The sequence below is a fragment of the Pseudomonas sp. NPDC088885 genome (genome assembly GCF_044750025.1).
Lineage (GTDB): Bacteria > Pseudomonadota > Gammaproteobacteria > Pseudomonadales > Pseudomonadaceae > Aquipseudomonas > Aquipseudomonas rustica.
In genome coordinates this window covers 211,710-226,556 of the sequence record NZ_JBIVJB010000001.1, presented here as the reverse complement: position 1 = coordinate 226,556, position 14,847 = coordinate 211,710, and the positions used below count along the sequence as shown (strand labels likewise).

The 14,847-nt window shown below is 58.1% G+C and carries 14 protein-coding genes; 2 read left to right on the top strand and 12 right to left on the bottom strand.

Features of this window, described 5'->3' with window-relative positions:
- Nucleotides 1–466: 466 nt before the first annotated feature.
- The 5 genes from ACIP1X_RS00880 to ACIP1X_RS00860 all read right to left on the bottom strand — a co-directional run bounded on the left by ACIP1X_RS00880 (nt 467) and on the right by ACIP1X_RS00860 (nt 5,658).
- A complete protein-coding gene (locus tag ACIP1X_RS00880) occupies nt 467–1,420 on the bottom strand; it encodes a D-2-hydroxyacid dehydrogenase family protein (protein WP_400748426.1) in 954 nt (317 codons plus the stop codon).
- Between the two features lie 13 nt (nt 1,421–1,433).
- On the bottom strand, nt 1,434–2,480 hold the full coding sequence (locus ACIP1X_RS00875; protein ID WP_400748423.1) for an alpha/beta fold hydrolase: 1,047 nt from the start codon (nt 2,478–2,480) through the stop codon (nt 1,434–1,436).
- Nucleotides 2,481–2,568: 88 nt separating this feature from the next.
- On the bottom strand, nt 2,569–3,003 hold the full coding sequence (locus ACIP1X_RS00870) for a YqaA family protein (RefSeq protein ID WP_282358015.1): 435 nt from the start codon (nt 3,001–3,003) through the stop codon (nt 2,569–2,571).
- The gene (locus ACIP1X_RS00865; protein ID WP_400748421.1) at nt 3,003–3,449 is read right to left on the bottom strand and encodes a DUF411 domain-containing protein; all 447 of its coding nucleotides are present in this window, start codon (nt 3,447–3,449) and stop codon (nt 3,003–3,005) included. The genes ACIP1X_RS00870 and ACIP1X_RS00865 overlap by 1 nt, the downstream gene beginning before the upstream one ends.
- A gap of 217 nt (nt 3,450–3,666) precedes the next feature.
- Entirely contained in the window at nt 3,667–5,658 is a 1,992-nt protein-coding gene (locus ACIP1X_RS00860; protein ID WP_400748418.1) for a methyl-accepting chemotaxis protein, read from the bottom strand.
- 381 nt (nt 5,659–6,039) lie between these two features.
- On the opposite strand from ACIP1X_RS00860, the gene ACIP1X_RS00855 reads away from it, so the two are divergent.
- On the top strand, nt 6,040–6,570 hold the full coding sequence (locus tag ACIP1X_RS00855) for a hypothetical protein (protein ID WP_400748415.1): 531 nt from the start codon (nt 6,040–6,042) through the stop codon (nt 6,568–6,570).
- Nucleotides 6,571–6,625: 55 nt separating this feature from the next.
- On the opposite strand, the gene ACIP1X_RS00850 is transcribed toward ACIP1X_RS00855, so the two are convergent.
- The 6 genes from ACIP1X_RS00850 to ACIP1X_RS00825 all read right to left on the bottom strand — a co-directional run bounded on the left by ACIP1X_RS00850 (nt 6,626) and on the right by ACIP1X_RS00825 (nt 13,981).
- Complete coding sequence (locus ACIP1X_RS00850; RefSeq protein WP_400748412.1) at nt 6,626–7,552, bottom strand: GNAT family N-acetyltransferase; 927 nt, start codon at nt 7,550–7,552, stop codon at nt 6,626–6,628.
- Nucleotides 7,552–8,841 (bottom strand): phenylacetate--CoA ligase family protein, encoded by a 1,290-nt coding sequence (locus ACIP1X_RS00845; protein ID WP_400748962.1) that lies wholly within the window; start codon nt 8,839–8,841, stop codon nt 7,552–7,554. The genes ACIP1X_RS00850 and ACIP1X_RS00845 overlap by 1 nt, the downstream gene beginning before the upstream one ends.
- Nucleotides 8,842–8,870: 29 nt before the next feature.
- Complete coding sequence (locus ACIP1X_RS00840; RefSeq protein ID WP_400748960.1) at nt 8,871–11,270, bottom strand: acyl-CoA reductase; 2,400 nt, start codon at nt 11,268–11,270, stop codon at nt 8,871–8,873.
- Between the two features lies 1 nt (nt 11,271).
- Nucleotides 11,272–12,402, bottom strand: a complete 1,131-nt coding sequence (locus tag ACIP1X_RS00835; protein WP_400748409.1) for an acyl-protein synthase — start codon at nt 12,400–12,402, stop codon at nt 11,272–11,274.
- A gap of 10 nt (nt 12,403–12,412) precedes the next feature.
- Nucleotides 12,413–13,660: an MFS transporter gene (locus ACIP1X_RS00830; protein WP_400748406.1), complete on the bottom strand. Its 1,248-nt coding sequence runs from the start codon at nt 13,658–13,660 to the stop codon at nt 12,413–12,415.
- 180 nt (nt 13,661–13,840) lie between these two features.
- A complete protein-coding gene (locus ACIP1X_RS00825; protein ID WP_400748403.1) occupies nt 13,841–13,981 on the bottom strand; it encodes a hypothetical protein in 141 nt (46 codons plus the stop codon).
- A gap of 157 nt (nt 13,982–14,138) precedes the next feature.
- Here ACIP1X_RS00825 and ACIP1X_RS00820 point away from each other — a divergent pair, with 157 nt between their 5' ends.
- Nucleotides 14,139–14,327: a hypothetical protein gene (locus ACIP1X_RS00820; RefSeq protein WP_400748400.1), complete on the top strand. Its 189-nt coding sequence runs from the start codon at nt 14,139–14,141 to the stop codon at nt 14,325–14,327.
- Nucleotides 14,328–14,345: 18 nt separating this feature from the next.
- Here ACIP1X_RS00820 and ACIP1X_RS00815 read toward each other — a convergent pair whose 3' ends face one another.
- Nucleotides 14,346–14,720 (bottom strand): fe2+ zn2+ uptake regulation protein, encoded by a 375-nt coding sequence (locus tag ACIP1X_RS00815; RefSeq protein WP_400748398.1) that lies wholly within the window; start codon nt 14,718–14,720, stop codon nt 14,346–14,348.
- Nucleotides 14,721–14,847 lie beyond the last annotated feature (127 nt).

The window sequence follows — 14,847 nt, the reverse complement described above, 5'->3', positions numbered from 1 at the left end:
AGGATTGCACCAGCCGCTTCGGCCCTACCTTTGTGATGACCCGCCGCGTCGTGCAAAAGTTTCGACTTTTTTTCCGGAATGTGACCAACCGGTTTCGTGCCCCGAAAACCAGTCTAGGCCAGATCCTAGAGCGGGCGAGGGCAAATGGGTAAATTGTTCGACAATCGGTTTGCTTTAATCGGTAACCGGAGTTTTCAGGGGTAAACGCACCGACGAAGTGCAGGTTTTTTTGAGGCGGGGGGCTAAAACGGTGACTGAGCAGTCACAATTTTGTGCTGGGGAAGGTAGGGGTTGCACTGTTGTGGTGCGGGCAGTTTGTTGGTGTAGGGACAGTTAATGCCCCTTCGCGAGTAAGCCCGCTCCCACAGGTTGATCGCGTTCCATCTGAAGGAACGCGGTCAAAAATGTGGGAGCGGGCTTGCTCGCGAAGGCGATGGCACCTTCACCATCGCAATCAGGATATGACTCAATTCAACAACCGAATCGGCTCCCCCGCAGCCCAGCCCTGAATATCCTCGATCATCTGCGAAAAGAACTGCTCATAATTCTGCCGACTCACGTACCCGACATGCGGCGTCGCCAGCACATTATCCAGCGTGCGAAATGGGTGCATGTTCGGCAACGGCTCCTGCTCATATACATCCAGCGCCGCCCCGGCAATCTGCTGTTTCTGCAACGCCTTGATCAGCGCCGCTTCATCAACAATCGGCCCGCGCGCGGTGTTCACCAGCAGCGCCGTCGGTTTCATCCAGCCCAGCGCCTGCGCATCGACCAAGCCGCGACTGCGCTCGCTGAGCACCAGATGCACCGACAACACATCCGCCTGCTCGAACAGCGCCTGCTTGCTGACGTACGTCACGCCGACCTGTTCAGCTCGCTCAGCCGTGAGATTCTCGCTCCAAGCGATAACGCGCATGCCAAACACCTGACCAAATTGCGCGACACGCTGGCCAATGCTGCCGAGGCCGAGAATGCCCAGCGTCTTGCCATGCAGGTCGCCACCCAGACCCTGCTGCCACTGCCCGGCGCGCAGGGAATTGGCTTCGTTCACCAGATTTCGTGTGGCCGCCATGATCAGCGCCCAGGTCAGTTCCGGTGCTGCGTGTTTGTAGCTATCAGTGCCGCAGACCTTGATCCCGAGTTTGGCTGCCGCTGACATGTCCAGCGCCGCATTGCGCATGCCGCCGGTGACCAGCAGCTTCAGATTGGGCAGACGCTTGAGCAAATCCTCATCGAAACGCGTGCGCTCGCGCATCACGCAAATCACCTGATAGCGGCCCAGACGTTGCGCCAAAGTGGCGTTGTCCGCCGGGTAATCATGTTCAAACGTGACTTCGCCGATGCCGTCCAGCACAGACCAGTCGACCACGTCGCGGGCCACGTCTTGCCAGTCATCGATTACCGCAATCTGCACCGCCATCAGCCTTACCTCATCAATGAACGGGATTGGTTTTGCTCAGCCAGCCCAGCAGCGCTTTGTGGAACTGCTCGGGTTCTTCCATTTGTGGCGCGTGGCCCATGCCGGGGAATTCCACCAGCGTCGACTGCGGGATCAGTTTCGCCACTTGTTTGCCTAGCACGTCGTAGTGACCGATCTTCGCCTTCACTTCGGGTGGCGCAATGTCTTTGCCGATGGCCGTGGTGTCGGAGGTACCGATCAACAACAGCGTCGGCATTTTCAGGTTCTTGAACTCGTAGTACACCGGCTGGGTGAAAATCATGTCGTAGATCAGCGCCGAGTTCCAGGCGACTTGGGTCTTGCCCGGGCCTTTGCTCAGGCCGGCGAGCATATCGACCCAGCGATCAAATTCAGGCTTCCAGCGGCCATCGTAATAAGTCGTTCGTTCGTAGTCGCGAATGCCTTGGGCGGAGACTTTCAGTTCGCGCTCATACCACTGATCCACGCTGCGATAGGGCACGCCAAGGGCTTTCCAGTCCTCCAGACCGATCGGGTTGACCAGCGCCAGTTGATCGACCTGCTCCGGGAACAGCAGCGCATAACGCGTGGCCAGCATGCCGCCGGTGGAGTGGCCGAGCAGCGTAGCTTTCTGAATGCCCAGCGCTTTCAGCAGTTGCTGGGTGTTGGTCGCCAGTTGCTGGAAGCTGTACTGATAGTTGTCGGGTTTGCTGGAGGAGCAGAAACCAATCTGATCCGGCGCGATCACCCGGTAACCGGCCTCGCTCAGGGCTTTGATCGAACTGTCCCAGGTCGCGCCGCAAAAATTCTTGCCGTGCATCAACACCACGGTGCGGCCATTGGCCTTGCCGTGAGCGGCGACGTCCATGTAACCCATTTGCAGGGATTTGCCTTGGGACTGGAAAGCGAAGTGTTTAAGCGTGTAAGGGTATTCGAAGCCCTGCAGTTCCGGGCCATACGCCGGGCCTTCGGCGGGCGCGGTTTCAGTGGCGGCATGGGCAAACAGGGGCAGGGCGGCGCTGAGGAACAGGCCGGGCAACCAGCGGTTTAACGAGTTGGACATAGGGACAAACTCCATGGAAATCGGCCGATGCTGGAGTGGCCGCATTACGGCGACGTTAAACACACAGGCAATGTCGGCGGCTGATGGTTCAACCGAGCCAGCCGAGGGTCAGCAGGGCCAGCACGCCATAGCGCGCACCTTTGGCGAGTGTGACGATCAGCAGAAAGCGTCCGAGGGGTTCGCGCATGACGCCGGCGATCAGGGTCAGTGGGTCACCGATAATCGGCAACCAACTGAGCAGCAACGACCAATGACCGTAACGCTCATAGTGCTTGCGCGCCGTGGCCATGTGTTTGGCGCTGACCGGAAACCAGCGGCGCTCCTGAAAGCGCTCGATCCCGCGCCCCAGCCACCAGTTGACCAGCGAGCCGAGCACATTGCCCAGCGTCGCTACCGCCAACAACCCCCACAGCCAGTAACGTTCGCTGACGATCAACCCGACCAGTAACGCCTCGGACTGCAACGGCAATAACGTTGCCGCACCGAACGCGGCAAAGAACAGCCCGACGTATGCTGCACCCATCAATGAGCCGGGTAGTCCGCCACCACGACGTCAGTGCCGTTCTTCTTCAAACCGATCACTTGATAAGCATCGCTCATGCCATCCATTTCCATCCCCGGCGAGCCCATCGGCATGCCCGGCGCGGCGACACCGAGCAGATCATAGCGCTTGGTCAGGGCCAGCACTTGATCGGCCGGCACATGGCCTTCGACGAATTTGCCATTGATGATCGCGGTGTGGCACGACGCCAGACGCGGTGGCACGCCGTGTTGTTGTTTGAAGCTGCTCATGTCGCTTTCAACATGGTCTTCAACTTTGAAACCGTTGGCTTCGAGGTGGCTGATCCACTTCTTGCAGCAGCCGCAATTGGCGTCGCGGTGAACTTCGATCGGGATCAGATCGGCGGCTTGCGCCAGAGAAGAAATGAACAGAGCGCTCAGGGTGAGCAGACGCAGAGAGGTTCGCATGACAGGTTCTCGAGTCGAGTGGCGGTCGAAAAAGAACGTATTTTGACCGGTTTTTACTGCCTGAAATCAACGGAGTGTTTCCAGTTGCTACAAGACCGGAACGCCTCGCTCCCTGTAGGAGCTGCCGCAGGCTGCGATCTTTTGATCTTGCCCCTTAAACGCCAAATCAAAAGATCGCAGCCTGCGGCAGCTCCTACAGGGGCGTCACTTTGGTGGTTCAGCTGACTTTAAAGCGCCCCATAATCGCACTCACCCGGCTATTAGCCTCCAGCAATTGCTGGGTATTCAACTCGCTGGCCTGTCCGCTGTGTACCAGTTCCTCAACCATGTGGCGGATTTGCACCATGCTGCGGTTGATCTCTTCGGTCACGGCGCTTTGCTGTTCGGCGGCGGTGGCGATTTGTGTGCTGAGGCTGTTGATGTGGCTGACCGAACCGGCCATTTCATCCAGACCGGTGTTGACCCGCGCCGTGGCGTCGGCCGCCGACTGGCAACTGGCCTGGGTGTTTTCCATCGCCGCAACCGATGAGCTCACGCCTTGTGTAAGGCGAGTCAACATTTCGTTGATTTCCGAGGTGCTGGCCTGAGTGCGAGCAGCGAGGGCGCGGACTTCGTCAGCCACCACGGCAAAACCACGACCCTGTTCCCCGGCGCGCGCTGCCTCGATCGCAGCGTTAAGCGCCAACAGGTTGGTCTGGCCGGCAATCGCGCCAATCACCCCAAGAATCTCGGTGATGCGTTGAGCGTCCTGCTGCATGTTTTCAACTTTGTGCGTGGCGCTGGCCACTTCGTCGATCAGCGCTACAACGCTGTTGGTCGCTTCACCGACCACCACCCGCGAGCGGTCGGCGTTTTCATTGGCTTTTTGGGTGAACGCGGCCGTTTCAGCGGCATTTTGCGCGACGCTTTCGGCGGTCGAACTCATTTCGGTGATCGCGGTAACCGTCTGATCGGTTTCCGAGGCATGGCGCAGCAGGATCTGACTGGTGTGCGCCGAGGTGCGTTGCAGGTTGTCGAGGCTCGAGGCCATGGCACCGGTCGCGTGGGTCACTTCGCCGATCATGTTTTGCAGATACGCGATAAACGTGTTGATCGAATGGCCGATCGCGCCGAGTTCATCTTCGGCACGAATGGTGATGCGCTTGGTCAGGTCGGCATCGCCGCTGGAGAGCAAATCAATGTTGGCCTTCAACGCCTTCATGCGCGAGATCAACTGACGAATCGCGTAGACCTGCAGCAGCACCAACAGAATCACTAACGGAATCTGCAACAGGCTCAAGGTGCTGAGCACGTCATCACGCTGGGCGGTGAGCATTTTGGTCGGCAGGGCGGTGGCGAGGAACCACGGCGTGCCTTCGATCGGACGCATAAAGAAGGTGCTGTCCTGACCGTTGTTGTCGAACTCGATGCGTTGCGATTGCTCGCGGTTTTGCAGACCAGCGTTGACCTGCTTGGCGAACGGCAGGTTGCCCGCCAGTTCGCTGATGTTCTTCAGCACGATCGGGCCGCTGATTCGCGAGCTGTTGCTGATGATCTTGCCGTCTGCCTCGACGATGAGCATTTCGGCGTTGAGGTCTTTTTCCTTGCGCGCCACCAGATCATTGAAAAAGCCGAGGGTCACGTCGATGGTCGACACGCCCCACGCTACGCCGTTTTTCTGGATGGCCATGACGCAATTGGTGCGCGGTTCGGCACTGGCGTCGTCTTTATAGGCAGCGGCCCAGGCGCACTGGCCGCGCGGGGTTTGCATGCCGCCCTTGTACCAGCTCTGGTCGTAGTAATTGGGCGCGGCGTCGCTGTTCCAGAAGGTGTTTACCGCCAGTTTTCCCGAGGCGTCGCGGTGCCAGAAAGTGCTGAACTTGTTGCGTCCGGCTTCACGTTGGCCGGGCAGCGGCCAGATACCGCCGCCAAAGACTTTCAATTCGCCGTACTGGTCAACCAGTCCCGGCAACACGGTGTCGATTGCCGCGCTGTCGAGCAGGGGAATGGTCTGGGTGATGCTGCGTTGCTGTGCCTGAACTTTGTTCAATTCGCCCTGAATCTGTTCAGCAACTTCGGCGATGCGGTTGAGCACGACTTGCTCTTCGGTATGGCGCAATTTGGGCGCGACCAATTGGCTGATGCCGACCACGGTCAGCACTGACAACAGCAGAATGAACAGAACCAGAAACAGCGTGTAGCGAGCCTGAATGGTGCGGAATGCGGGCATGGAAACCGGTCCTTGAGCTGCGATTGTTTTTGTGGGGGCAGGGATGGAAAACAGTGCGGGTATCCCTACGTATCGTCGCGGCGAAAGGAAGCTTTAGGTACTTTCGTACAAGAGTCTGCATAACCGACTGAAGGTATGTATCGGCCGTGATACACAGAAACTAACCAGCCTGTTCATTAGAGCAATAAATCTACGTTTCGCAATGTTGAGCGGTACAGACGGCCCAGTGTTTGTAAGGCTTTGCTGGTTTGTATCGAAAATGTACGGAATATGTAAAAAAACCATAAATAAGTTGGTGCCATCAGTTTGCCGGCCGATACTCTCGGGCATACAAGTCGCTCAACAAGGACATTTCATGGTCATTCTTCAAGGAGTTTTCGCATGACTATCGGCATTACCGGGACCTGGCAAAGCAAGGCCGGCATCCTGGTTCGCGACACGGGTGCGAAGAAACAGGTGGCTCAGAGCGTCAAGGTGCAGCAAATGCTCACGCTGGTCGGCAACGATCCCAACGCTTTGAATGTGGCCGAGATGGACAAGCAAGGGTTACGCAAGCAGATCAAAGGTTTTGATCCGGCCAACGTATCGGTAAAGCAATTGGGTAATTTGAGTGAGTTTCTGCGTGGCCGAGGACTGATTTCCGAAGTGACCTCTATTACCTTGCTCAATGCTGGCGATAAGTTCGATCGTTTTGGTGTGCAGAAAGACCCGGACGCACGCTTTAACGCGTTGGAGTATTTCGCCACGCAACTGGATACCATCCAGAGCAATAGCCTCAACGGCAATTTCTACGGCAAAAGCCTGATTCCCGAATTCAAAAAAGCGATTTATGTGCTGCAGAATCTGAAGACGTACGGTGACGGCAACGCGCCGCTGCCACCTTCGGACAAAGGCGTCACAGCCAAAGCATGAATGCGGTATTCCTGTGGTCTGGTGCAGGTTCACAGACCACAGGCGATCGCTTCAGCTAACGATCAATCAGTGCGTTCGGATGTATTTGGGTCATTTCATGCAAGCGCTGCATGCGCGGGCAGTGCAGTTGCAATGGCCGCTGGCACATTCCTCGATGAAACAACGCCAACCATCCCTCATAGTTGCCGTGCCCCGGCGCCAACCCGGTAAATACGAAACCGATGTCGGCGAGCCTGCTCAGATCAAGCGCAAATTGCCTGGACAGCCTGAGTTTTATCGACACCAGCCAGTGTGCCGGCAGCTCGCCCAACTGCCTGAGCAGCCCCGTGCCGATCTTTTTCAGCAACAGGTCATAGCGGTTTGCCTGCTTTTCCAAATGCACTGGCGCGCCGCACCAGCGCGGCATTTGATCGCGCACGCCGAACACGTGGCTCAGATGCGCCATGAACGCCGCACAACTGGCGGGCCAGCGTTGATTCGGCAGCGGTTGTTGGTAGCCCGCAACCACACGGCAACCAATGACAATCGACTCCGGCGTGCTCGCACCGAAGGGTGATGGCACGTAATCGGGCAGCAGCCCAGTGTTATGAAAACCCAAACTGTCGGCCATGCGTTGCGTGTACGGGTGGTGCGTCACTTGCTTGATCGTCACGTTGCGGCAGCCCAGCGCCTGGGCATGAGTCAGCAACTGATCGCCCAGGCGAGTGGCAATCTGTTGGCCACGGGTTTGCGGGTGCACAACGCTCAATGCCAGTTCGGCACTGTGCGAGTCGGATTCACGAAACAGCGTGGCGTGGCCGAGGAGGTGTCCATCCACTTCGGCGACCAGCGAATGCCAGCGTTGATCGGCATGGTTCTGACTGATCATGTGCGGTAGATACACATGAGGTTGCACATAGTGGTCGCCGTAAACCTCTCTGAACAGTTGACTGACCGCGCTCGCATCGGTATCGCGGTAGTTGCGTAAAATCAGTGGCTCCATCACGCAGGCTCCGCGAGGGGATGTTCATACACGCGTTGATCAAGCACACGCAGGCATTTTCCAGAGCGAGGGTGACGGTGCAGGTTTTCGCTGCTGCAGCATTGAATCTGCAGGTCGAGCAATTGGTCTGCTTGTAGCTTTTCGATCAGCGGGTAGCGTTCGATCAGTCGCCTTTTCAGCTGTTGACTGGCGTCATCCGTCTCGGCGCTATTGCCGGACGCTACCCACTTGAGGGTGAGCACATCCTTGAGGGCTGTCTGCCCGATCACCAATTGCCAGTCGTCACTGGCGACGGTGTGGTGAACGAGGTCGCCGAGCTCGCTTGGCATCAGCGACAGTATGCCGACACGCACCCGCTGACTGCTGGCGCTGCGCCCCTTGAGAACGAATTTGCGCATGGCGGTACCGACGGGTTCTCGCCAACTGGCGCGGTCACCTACCGGGTAACGTAGCAAAGGCATCAAGCGGCGATTGAGGTTGGTCAGTACCAACAGTCCCGGGCGATCACAATCACTGATCACTGCACCGGATACCTCATCAATGATCTCGATAACGGCGTGATCATCCGGCGTTCGATGTTCGCCGTCGGCGCAGTCGAGGGTGCTGGCCCCAATGAAACCGGCGTCGACGCTGGCGTAACCGATGGAAGCAATGCGGGCATTTGGAAACACATGCGCGAGTGTTTGTCGTTGTGCAGCGAACAGGCTCTCGCCGCCAAAGAGCACCGTGTCGATATTTTCCAGGACCTGCCCGTTGCGGCTCAGCCAGGCGGCAAATGTCAGCAGGTGCGCTGGAACTCCGGCCAGAACGTTGATCCGGTGCTGCACGATGCCTTCGGCGAGAGCGCTGGATTCGACATTGCCAGCAAAAGGGAACTCGATAATGTCGCTCGGGACATGGGCGAGCGCGTCGTGAATGAACAGAAAACTGGCATACAAATCGCCGGCAAAAAACAGATTGGCTATGCGATCTCCCGGTGAGAACTGCGCGGTCAGGCTGTTACCAAAATCCCTCACCAGTGCATTCCATTCATCCCGGGCATAAACGGAGAGTTTTCCGGCGCTGGTCGATCCGCCGGTTTTGAACACGATCCCCTTAACGGCGGGCCCGGTAAGTACAGGCCACTGATCGAGATCATGACTGTGATTCCAGTACTCGGCAGGGTCTGTCAGAGGCAACTCGGACAAGGAACTGACCTGGCCCTCGACATTGACCAGAAGCTGTTTGTAATAGTCCGAATGTTGGCGCGCGAAGGTCAGCAGCTCATTCAGTTGATGATGTGTTTTCACGTTGATTTCTCTTGTCATTGGATCGGCCATTAACGCCGCGAGTCAATTAGTGCAGGCGTCTTGCCGCTGTGCTGAAGGCGCGTAAAGTGTTCGAGCGCGCAGGTTTCAACCTCAATTACCAACAATCCGCTTTGCACCAATGTGGACAGCGTCGAATAGTTGGCCAGACGCGTCAGTACGTCTGCCGAGGGCAGTTCGCAGCGCAGACGCATGCGTTCAATGCCGTCGGGCGCGTGATCCAGCAGTAGTTGACAAGGGCATTGCAGGCGCTCGGCCAATTCGCTCAGGGAAATGAAGTCGGTGCCGATGCGTATCAGTTTGCCGTGACGTTGCAACAGCTCGAACCGCGGCGATTGCAGCCCGCAGGCACAGGCGCCGTGTACCCAGCGACCGCTGTCGCCGATGTCGTAACGTTGAACGACCTGGCCCTCGCGGGCGGTGGAGGTGAAGATCAGCCGCCCGACGTCGTCGGCGACCACGGCAACGTCTTTATCGAACGCGACAATTTCCAGTTGCTGGACATCGCTCAACAAATGAAACACGCCGTCGGCGCTTGCTTTACAGGCATGCCCCAGCGGACCGGCGTCAACGCTGCCATAGAGCGCTGAGCGGATACTGGTCACGCCGCAACTTTGCAGCAATTGCCGGCTGGGTTCGCTGAGGTGTTCGCCTCCGAGAAAGATTTTTTCGACCTTGCCGTAAGCTTGTAGGCGCTCCTTCTGTTGAAGGAACAAACGGTGCAGGGTGCTTGGCATGCCGATAAGCACATTCACCCGCTGATCAATGATCAATTGCGCGATGTCAGCGTAGTCATCATCGTTCGGGGCGCCCATCGGCAGGTGTGTGGCGTCAAGCAGTTCGAGCACTTTGCTGAAACTGAAGAATCCGCCGTACAAGCCGCCGCTGAAAAACAGGTTCATTACCCGGTCGCGACTCGGGTCGAGACCCGCCGCGAACATACCGTCCGCGGTCGCGCGCATCTGCTGCTCGAAGTCGCGATGGCTGAAGCCTGCCAGAGCGGGGGTGCCGCTGCTGCCACCGGAGCGGAAATACAGTTGCGCGCTCGGGTTGATCGGCTGGGCGAGGAAGGTTTCCTTGCTCATGATCGGCTGATCGTTGCGTCGGATCGCCAAGGGTGGGGGATCGAGAGTGGCATGGGTGGGCAGCGCGGCGGCGGCGAGGCTGACCGACACTCTGCGACTGAGCCGCTGCAACGCATAGACACCATCGTGGGGCTCACCGTCGTAACCGTCGTGAATCGCATTGATCGGGGCCAGCCGGGTGACGCCGGCGCTGATCAACGATTGCGTCAGTTCGCAGATTTGCGCGTCTTCACAGACCAGCGCACAGCTTTGCAAAACGTTGCGCCAGTCCAGCAGGGTTTGACTGAGCAGCGCCCTGGGCACCGGGATCAGCATCAAGCTGCGAAACAGCGGAGAGGGGTTCAATTGCCGCTGATGCGCCCACGTCACTTGCCAGCCCGAACCCTGCCAGACATGGCCGATCTGCCCGGCAAAACTCTGCGCCAACCGCGTCATCTGCGTGTGTGTGGTGATTTGCGAGGCTTCTTGCGGCGTCGGCTGTAACGCTGGCCAATGCCCGGCCCGGCGTTCGAACGCTTCGGCAACGCGCGCGCCGATACCCCGCAGGACGGCAGGGTCGTCGCTGTCCACCAGCAACCATTGCGGACTGGAGCATGCTTGCTGATCAAGACGGCAGACTTCGTCGGCGACCGCATCCAGTGCTTGCGCCGAGGCGGCCTGCGGTGTGAGGTACACGAAGCTGATGCGATGGCCCCAATCGATCCAGCGGCAACCGGCCGGTAGCTGTTGGCGGATGGCGTGTAGCGCGGTTTCGCCACCCCAGGCGGCGACGCCGTTGGCCCGTTTGCACAATTGACCGATTTGCGCGGTGGTTACCGGTATTACCGCGATGTGGCCAGCGAGTTGCCCGCTGGCGTCGCATTGCACCAGTGCGTGGAGCAGGCGTGCGGTCAGTCCTTGATCGTTGCTGCTGGGGCGCAGCCAATTGACGTTGCCAGCCAGCAGTCCTTCGATGACCGCGCAAAACGCCAGTAACGGCGCATTGCCTGGCGTGATGTGTATGACCAGCCCCAACGCGCGCCAGCCTTCGAAACGTGATTGGCGATAATCGATGCGCCGCAGCGATGTCGGCTGATTGCCAAGTTCGCGCGCCAGTTTGTAACGCAACGCATCGGCCTGGCAGAAGTCGAACAGGGCTTGGCGCTGCTCGGCATCCAGCGTGAGTGCTGTGTTGCTGTGCAGTTTTTCCGCGAATTGCAGCGCTGCGTTGATCACCGTGGTCGCGCAGAGCGGAGTGCTCAACTGTTGCGGCAAATCCTGATAGAGGCCGTGCAGTGCCTCATCCAGGCTGGAAGGGTTGCTCAGTTGTCCATTGATCAAATACATATCAGTGGCCTCCCAGTAATTCGGCGGCAGCCATCGCGCAGCTCCGGCCGACAGTGGTGCCGGCGCGGCCATGCAATTCAAACCAGTCACTGTCCAATCCACAGTTGCAGCTGGCGCCGGGGTGCAAGGTGGCCAGATCGCTCATCACCACCGCATGGGCCGGGCTGGACGAGATATACGGCGAGACAAAACCCAGCAAGCCTTGCTGGCCATAGGGCAGAACGGAGAAATCGCCCGGATCGCGCACGTAAACTCGGGAATACACCGGCACATGGAAGTGATGTTCGGCGCATTCGATATAAGGCACGGCGTGTTCGACGGCGCCGTAGCCATCGCGGCACTGCGACGGTTCAATGCCCAACTGTCGGTGGATCTGCGCGTACAACTGCGCTTTCGGAATTTCCTCTGCAGCCTGGGTTTTCCAGCCGCCGCCGAAAAACACCAACGAATGTGCCGGCAACTGCAAGTCCGCCACGCCAGTGGCTTGCATCCTTTGCAGGGCCTGCCAGAGAAAGGCCGGGAAACCGAAAATACGTACTGGCAAACCTTCTTCAGCGAAGGATTGCAGGGCGGCGATCACCCCGAATACATCGAACTGATGACCGGCACCGGTGTTGCGAAGGGCGTACGCGACGCGATTGACCGGCGCGAAGCGACACAGGAACTGGTCGGTGTAAGCGGTTCCCAATGTGATGCGATCTTGCGGCTCGTAGCTCAGCAGCAGGTAATTGCAGGGCGTCTCAGGCGTGTTCCAGCCGTAATGATCGAATATTCGTTCGACCATGAACTGGGCGCCGGCCATGCTGCGCTCGTCATAACGCATGCGGCTTTTTTCACCGCTGGTGCCAGAGGACGTCAGTTCCAGTGCGTCCTCACCGGTACTGCTCAGAAGCAGGTGACGTTTGAAGTAACTGGCGAAGATCGGCGGCAGCCGCGACCAGTCTTCAAGGCTGTCAAGGTCATCGGCGTGCACGCCGTTGCTGTTCAGCCAAGGTTCATAACCTGGCGTGTGTCGGCAATGAAAGCGGCTGATCTCGGCCATCGCTTGATTGAACAGTTCAGCGGGGGCCGAATTTCGACAATAGGGGTGCGGCAACGCACACAGCGCGTCGCTATGGGGTAAGTAAGGCATCAATATTCCTTTATTGAGGTGGGGTGAGCGCGGTGTCCGCGTCTCGTAAAAAACCATGGAGCAGAGGCAGGCACAGCAAGCCGGCGAAGGCTGACCACAGGGCGAAGAGTTCAAGGCGGGTGCCACCACCATTGAGGGCGATTACCGAGCCGCCGAGGCCCATTACGGCGATCGAAATCATGCCGATCATGGCGGATACCAAGCCTTTGCTGTCATCACTGGCGAACAGTGCCAATCGATATAACGCGGCGTTGCTCATGCCCAGCCCGACCGCGTATAGCGAAAGGCTGGCGACCAAGGTGCCGGTATTTGCAGCAAACGCTGCGCAGCCGATAAGCGTCAGAAGCCCCAGGCAAAATGGCCAGAGCGCCAAACGAATCAACTGAGGTATGGAGTGGGTCAGCAACAGGCGATCAAGGATCAGATTGCCCAGAATGACGGCCGAGAAAATCGGTATCTGCCAAAGGCCATATTCGAAGGTGGTCAGGCCTTGCAGTTGCATCAGCAACAAAGGGGCGAGCCCGATCCAGGCAATCAGCGGCAGGCTCATCAGGCCCAGCGCGAGACTCGCGCCGAGAAACCTGCGATTGGTCAGCAGTGCCAGATAACGTCGGCGGGTGTTGTCCCAGGAGAATGCCACGGGCAGCAGCGGTTGACCGTCGCGGCGCACGACGCCAACGGTCTCGGGCATGCAGGTAAAAAGGCCCAGCCACACTAGGGCGGCGACAATGCCGAGACCGAGAAACACTTCGCGCCAGTTCACCCATTCGAGAAGCAGACTGCCCAGCAGTGGCCCGAGCAACGGTGACAGCAGTGCGACATTGCCGAGCAACGCCATCAAACGCACTGCATCCGCCTCGCAGAACACTTCCTGCAGGGCGGGATAGCTGACCGCCACCACAAAGCCGAGGCCCATCCCTTGTACCAGCCGCAACAGGTTGAACATCTCGATGCTGTCGGTCATGAAGGCAACTGCGCAGGACGTACCGAACAGGGCACTACCGAACAGCAGCATCGGCCGTCGTCCCCATTGATCCGACAATGGCCCGATGAGCCATTGCAGGCAGACACCGCCTATCAGATAGAGATTGAAGGCATTCGGCACATGGCGAACGTCAGCGTCGAGTTCCGTGACCACCGCCAGCATGGCGGGCATGATCATGTCGCTGGCCATGTAGGTGAGCAGTTCGAACGCGGTGATGGCCAGACAGAATCCGATCGCTTGTCGGCGCCGCAGCGTTATTAATGTCCTTTGCATAAACATCCTTGTTTGCAACTCGAGAGAGAATTTTCAAAGCCTAGGCGCAGAAAATCCGGTGGCCTAACGGTTTGCTGCGACAACAGATTTCAAATTCTTGCGGCGTGTTAATGCGCAGGGGCGGGCGCAGGGGCGCAAACAAAAATGCCCGCGTGGGCGCGGGCATCGGTTGCAGTGGTTTTAACGATGTGGGTAATAACCAGGACCACTCTGGGAGTAACGATGGTGATCGTCATGCCAGCCGCCGTGGGGGAAGATGATGCAACCACTCAGGGTGAGCAGGGCAAGAACGGGAATCAGCCAGGTGATTCGACGCAACATTTGAAAAGTCCTCATGGTGATGCCGTCATGAAGCCAAAACTCTTCATCGGCTGTAACATGAGACCCCGATTGCAGCGGCGCATCCCCGTGAAACGGTAAGTGCATGGCATGCAAACAGATACAAACCGGATACATTCCAAAGTTTCAGGAACTCGCAATGACTCATAAGCAACGTTTGATTTACTCGATTCTGATCGCCGTTTCGGTACTGGCGATCATGCTCGGCCTGTCCTGGGCGCAAAACGCCGGGATGATCACTGAAAAGATGTTTCAGTACATTGCAATCGCGGTGGCGGTGATCGTGGTGATTATCAACGCCGTGATGCGCCGCAAGGTCAGATCCTGACGGCGATGGTTGTGCGGTTCACTCGTTGAGGACCGCCGCAGCCTGGGGGTGCAGGCTGTAACTTTTGTCTGCGTTGAAGGTGATGACACCTTCGGCGCACAGGCGCTTGAGGACTTCGCGGACGCTGAGAAACGACAGCGGGATGTCCAGATCCAGCAATTGGCTATGGACACCGCGAACGCCCAGACGACGATCGGTTTGTGCCGCGACCAGCAGGGCGTCGATGACCTTCAGGCGGATCAGGCTGGTGCGCAGGCCAAAACTTTTCAGCAGCAGACGGATACGTTCGTTACCGTGACGTTCGACGCGCTGCCCGAAATCGCTCGTGAGGGAACTCATGGAAGCCCCTTGTGGCGCCTGGCTACCGTCCGATGGTAGTTGCGAGTTGTACATGCGATTACTCCTTTTCAGAGCCAGATCGGGAAAGGTTTTTGTGCTCTCTCTAAACAAGACGAATCAGCACGACAAATCATGAAAGAAAATATGTAGAAATTTTGTCGGAAATTCGTCGTTTCTCCGT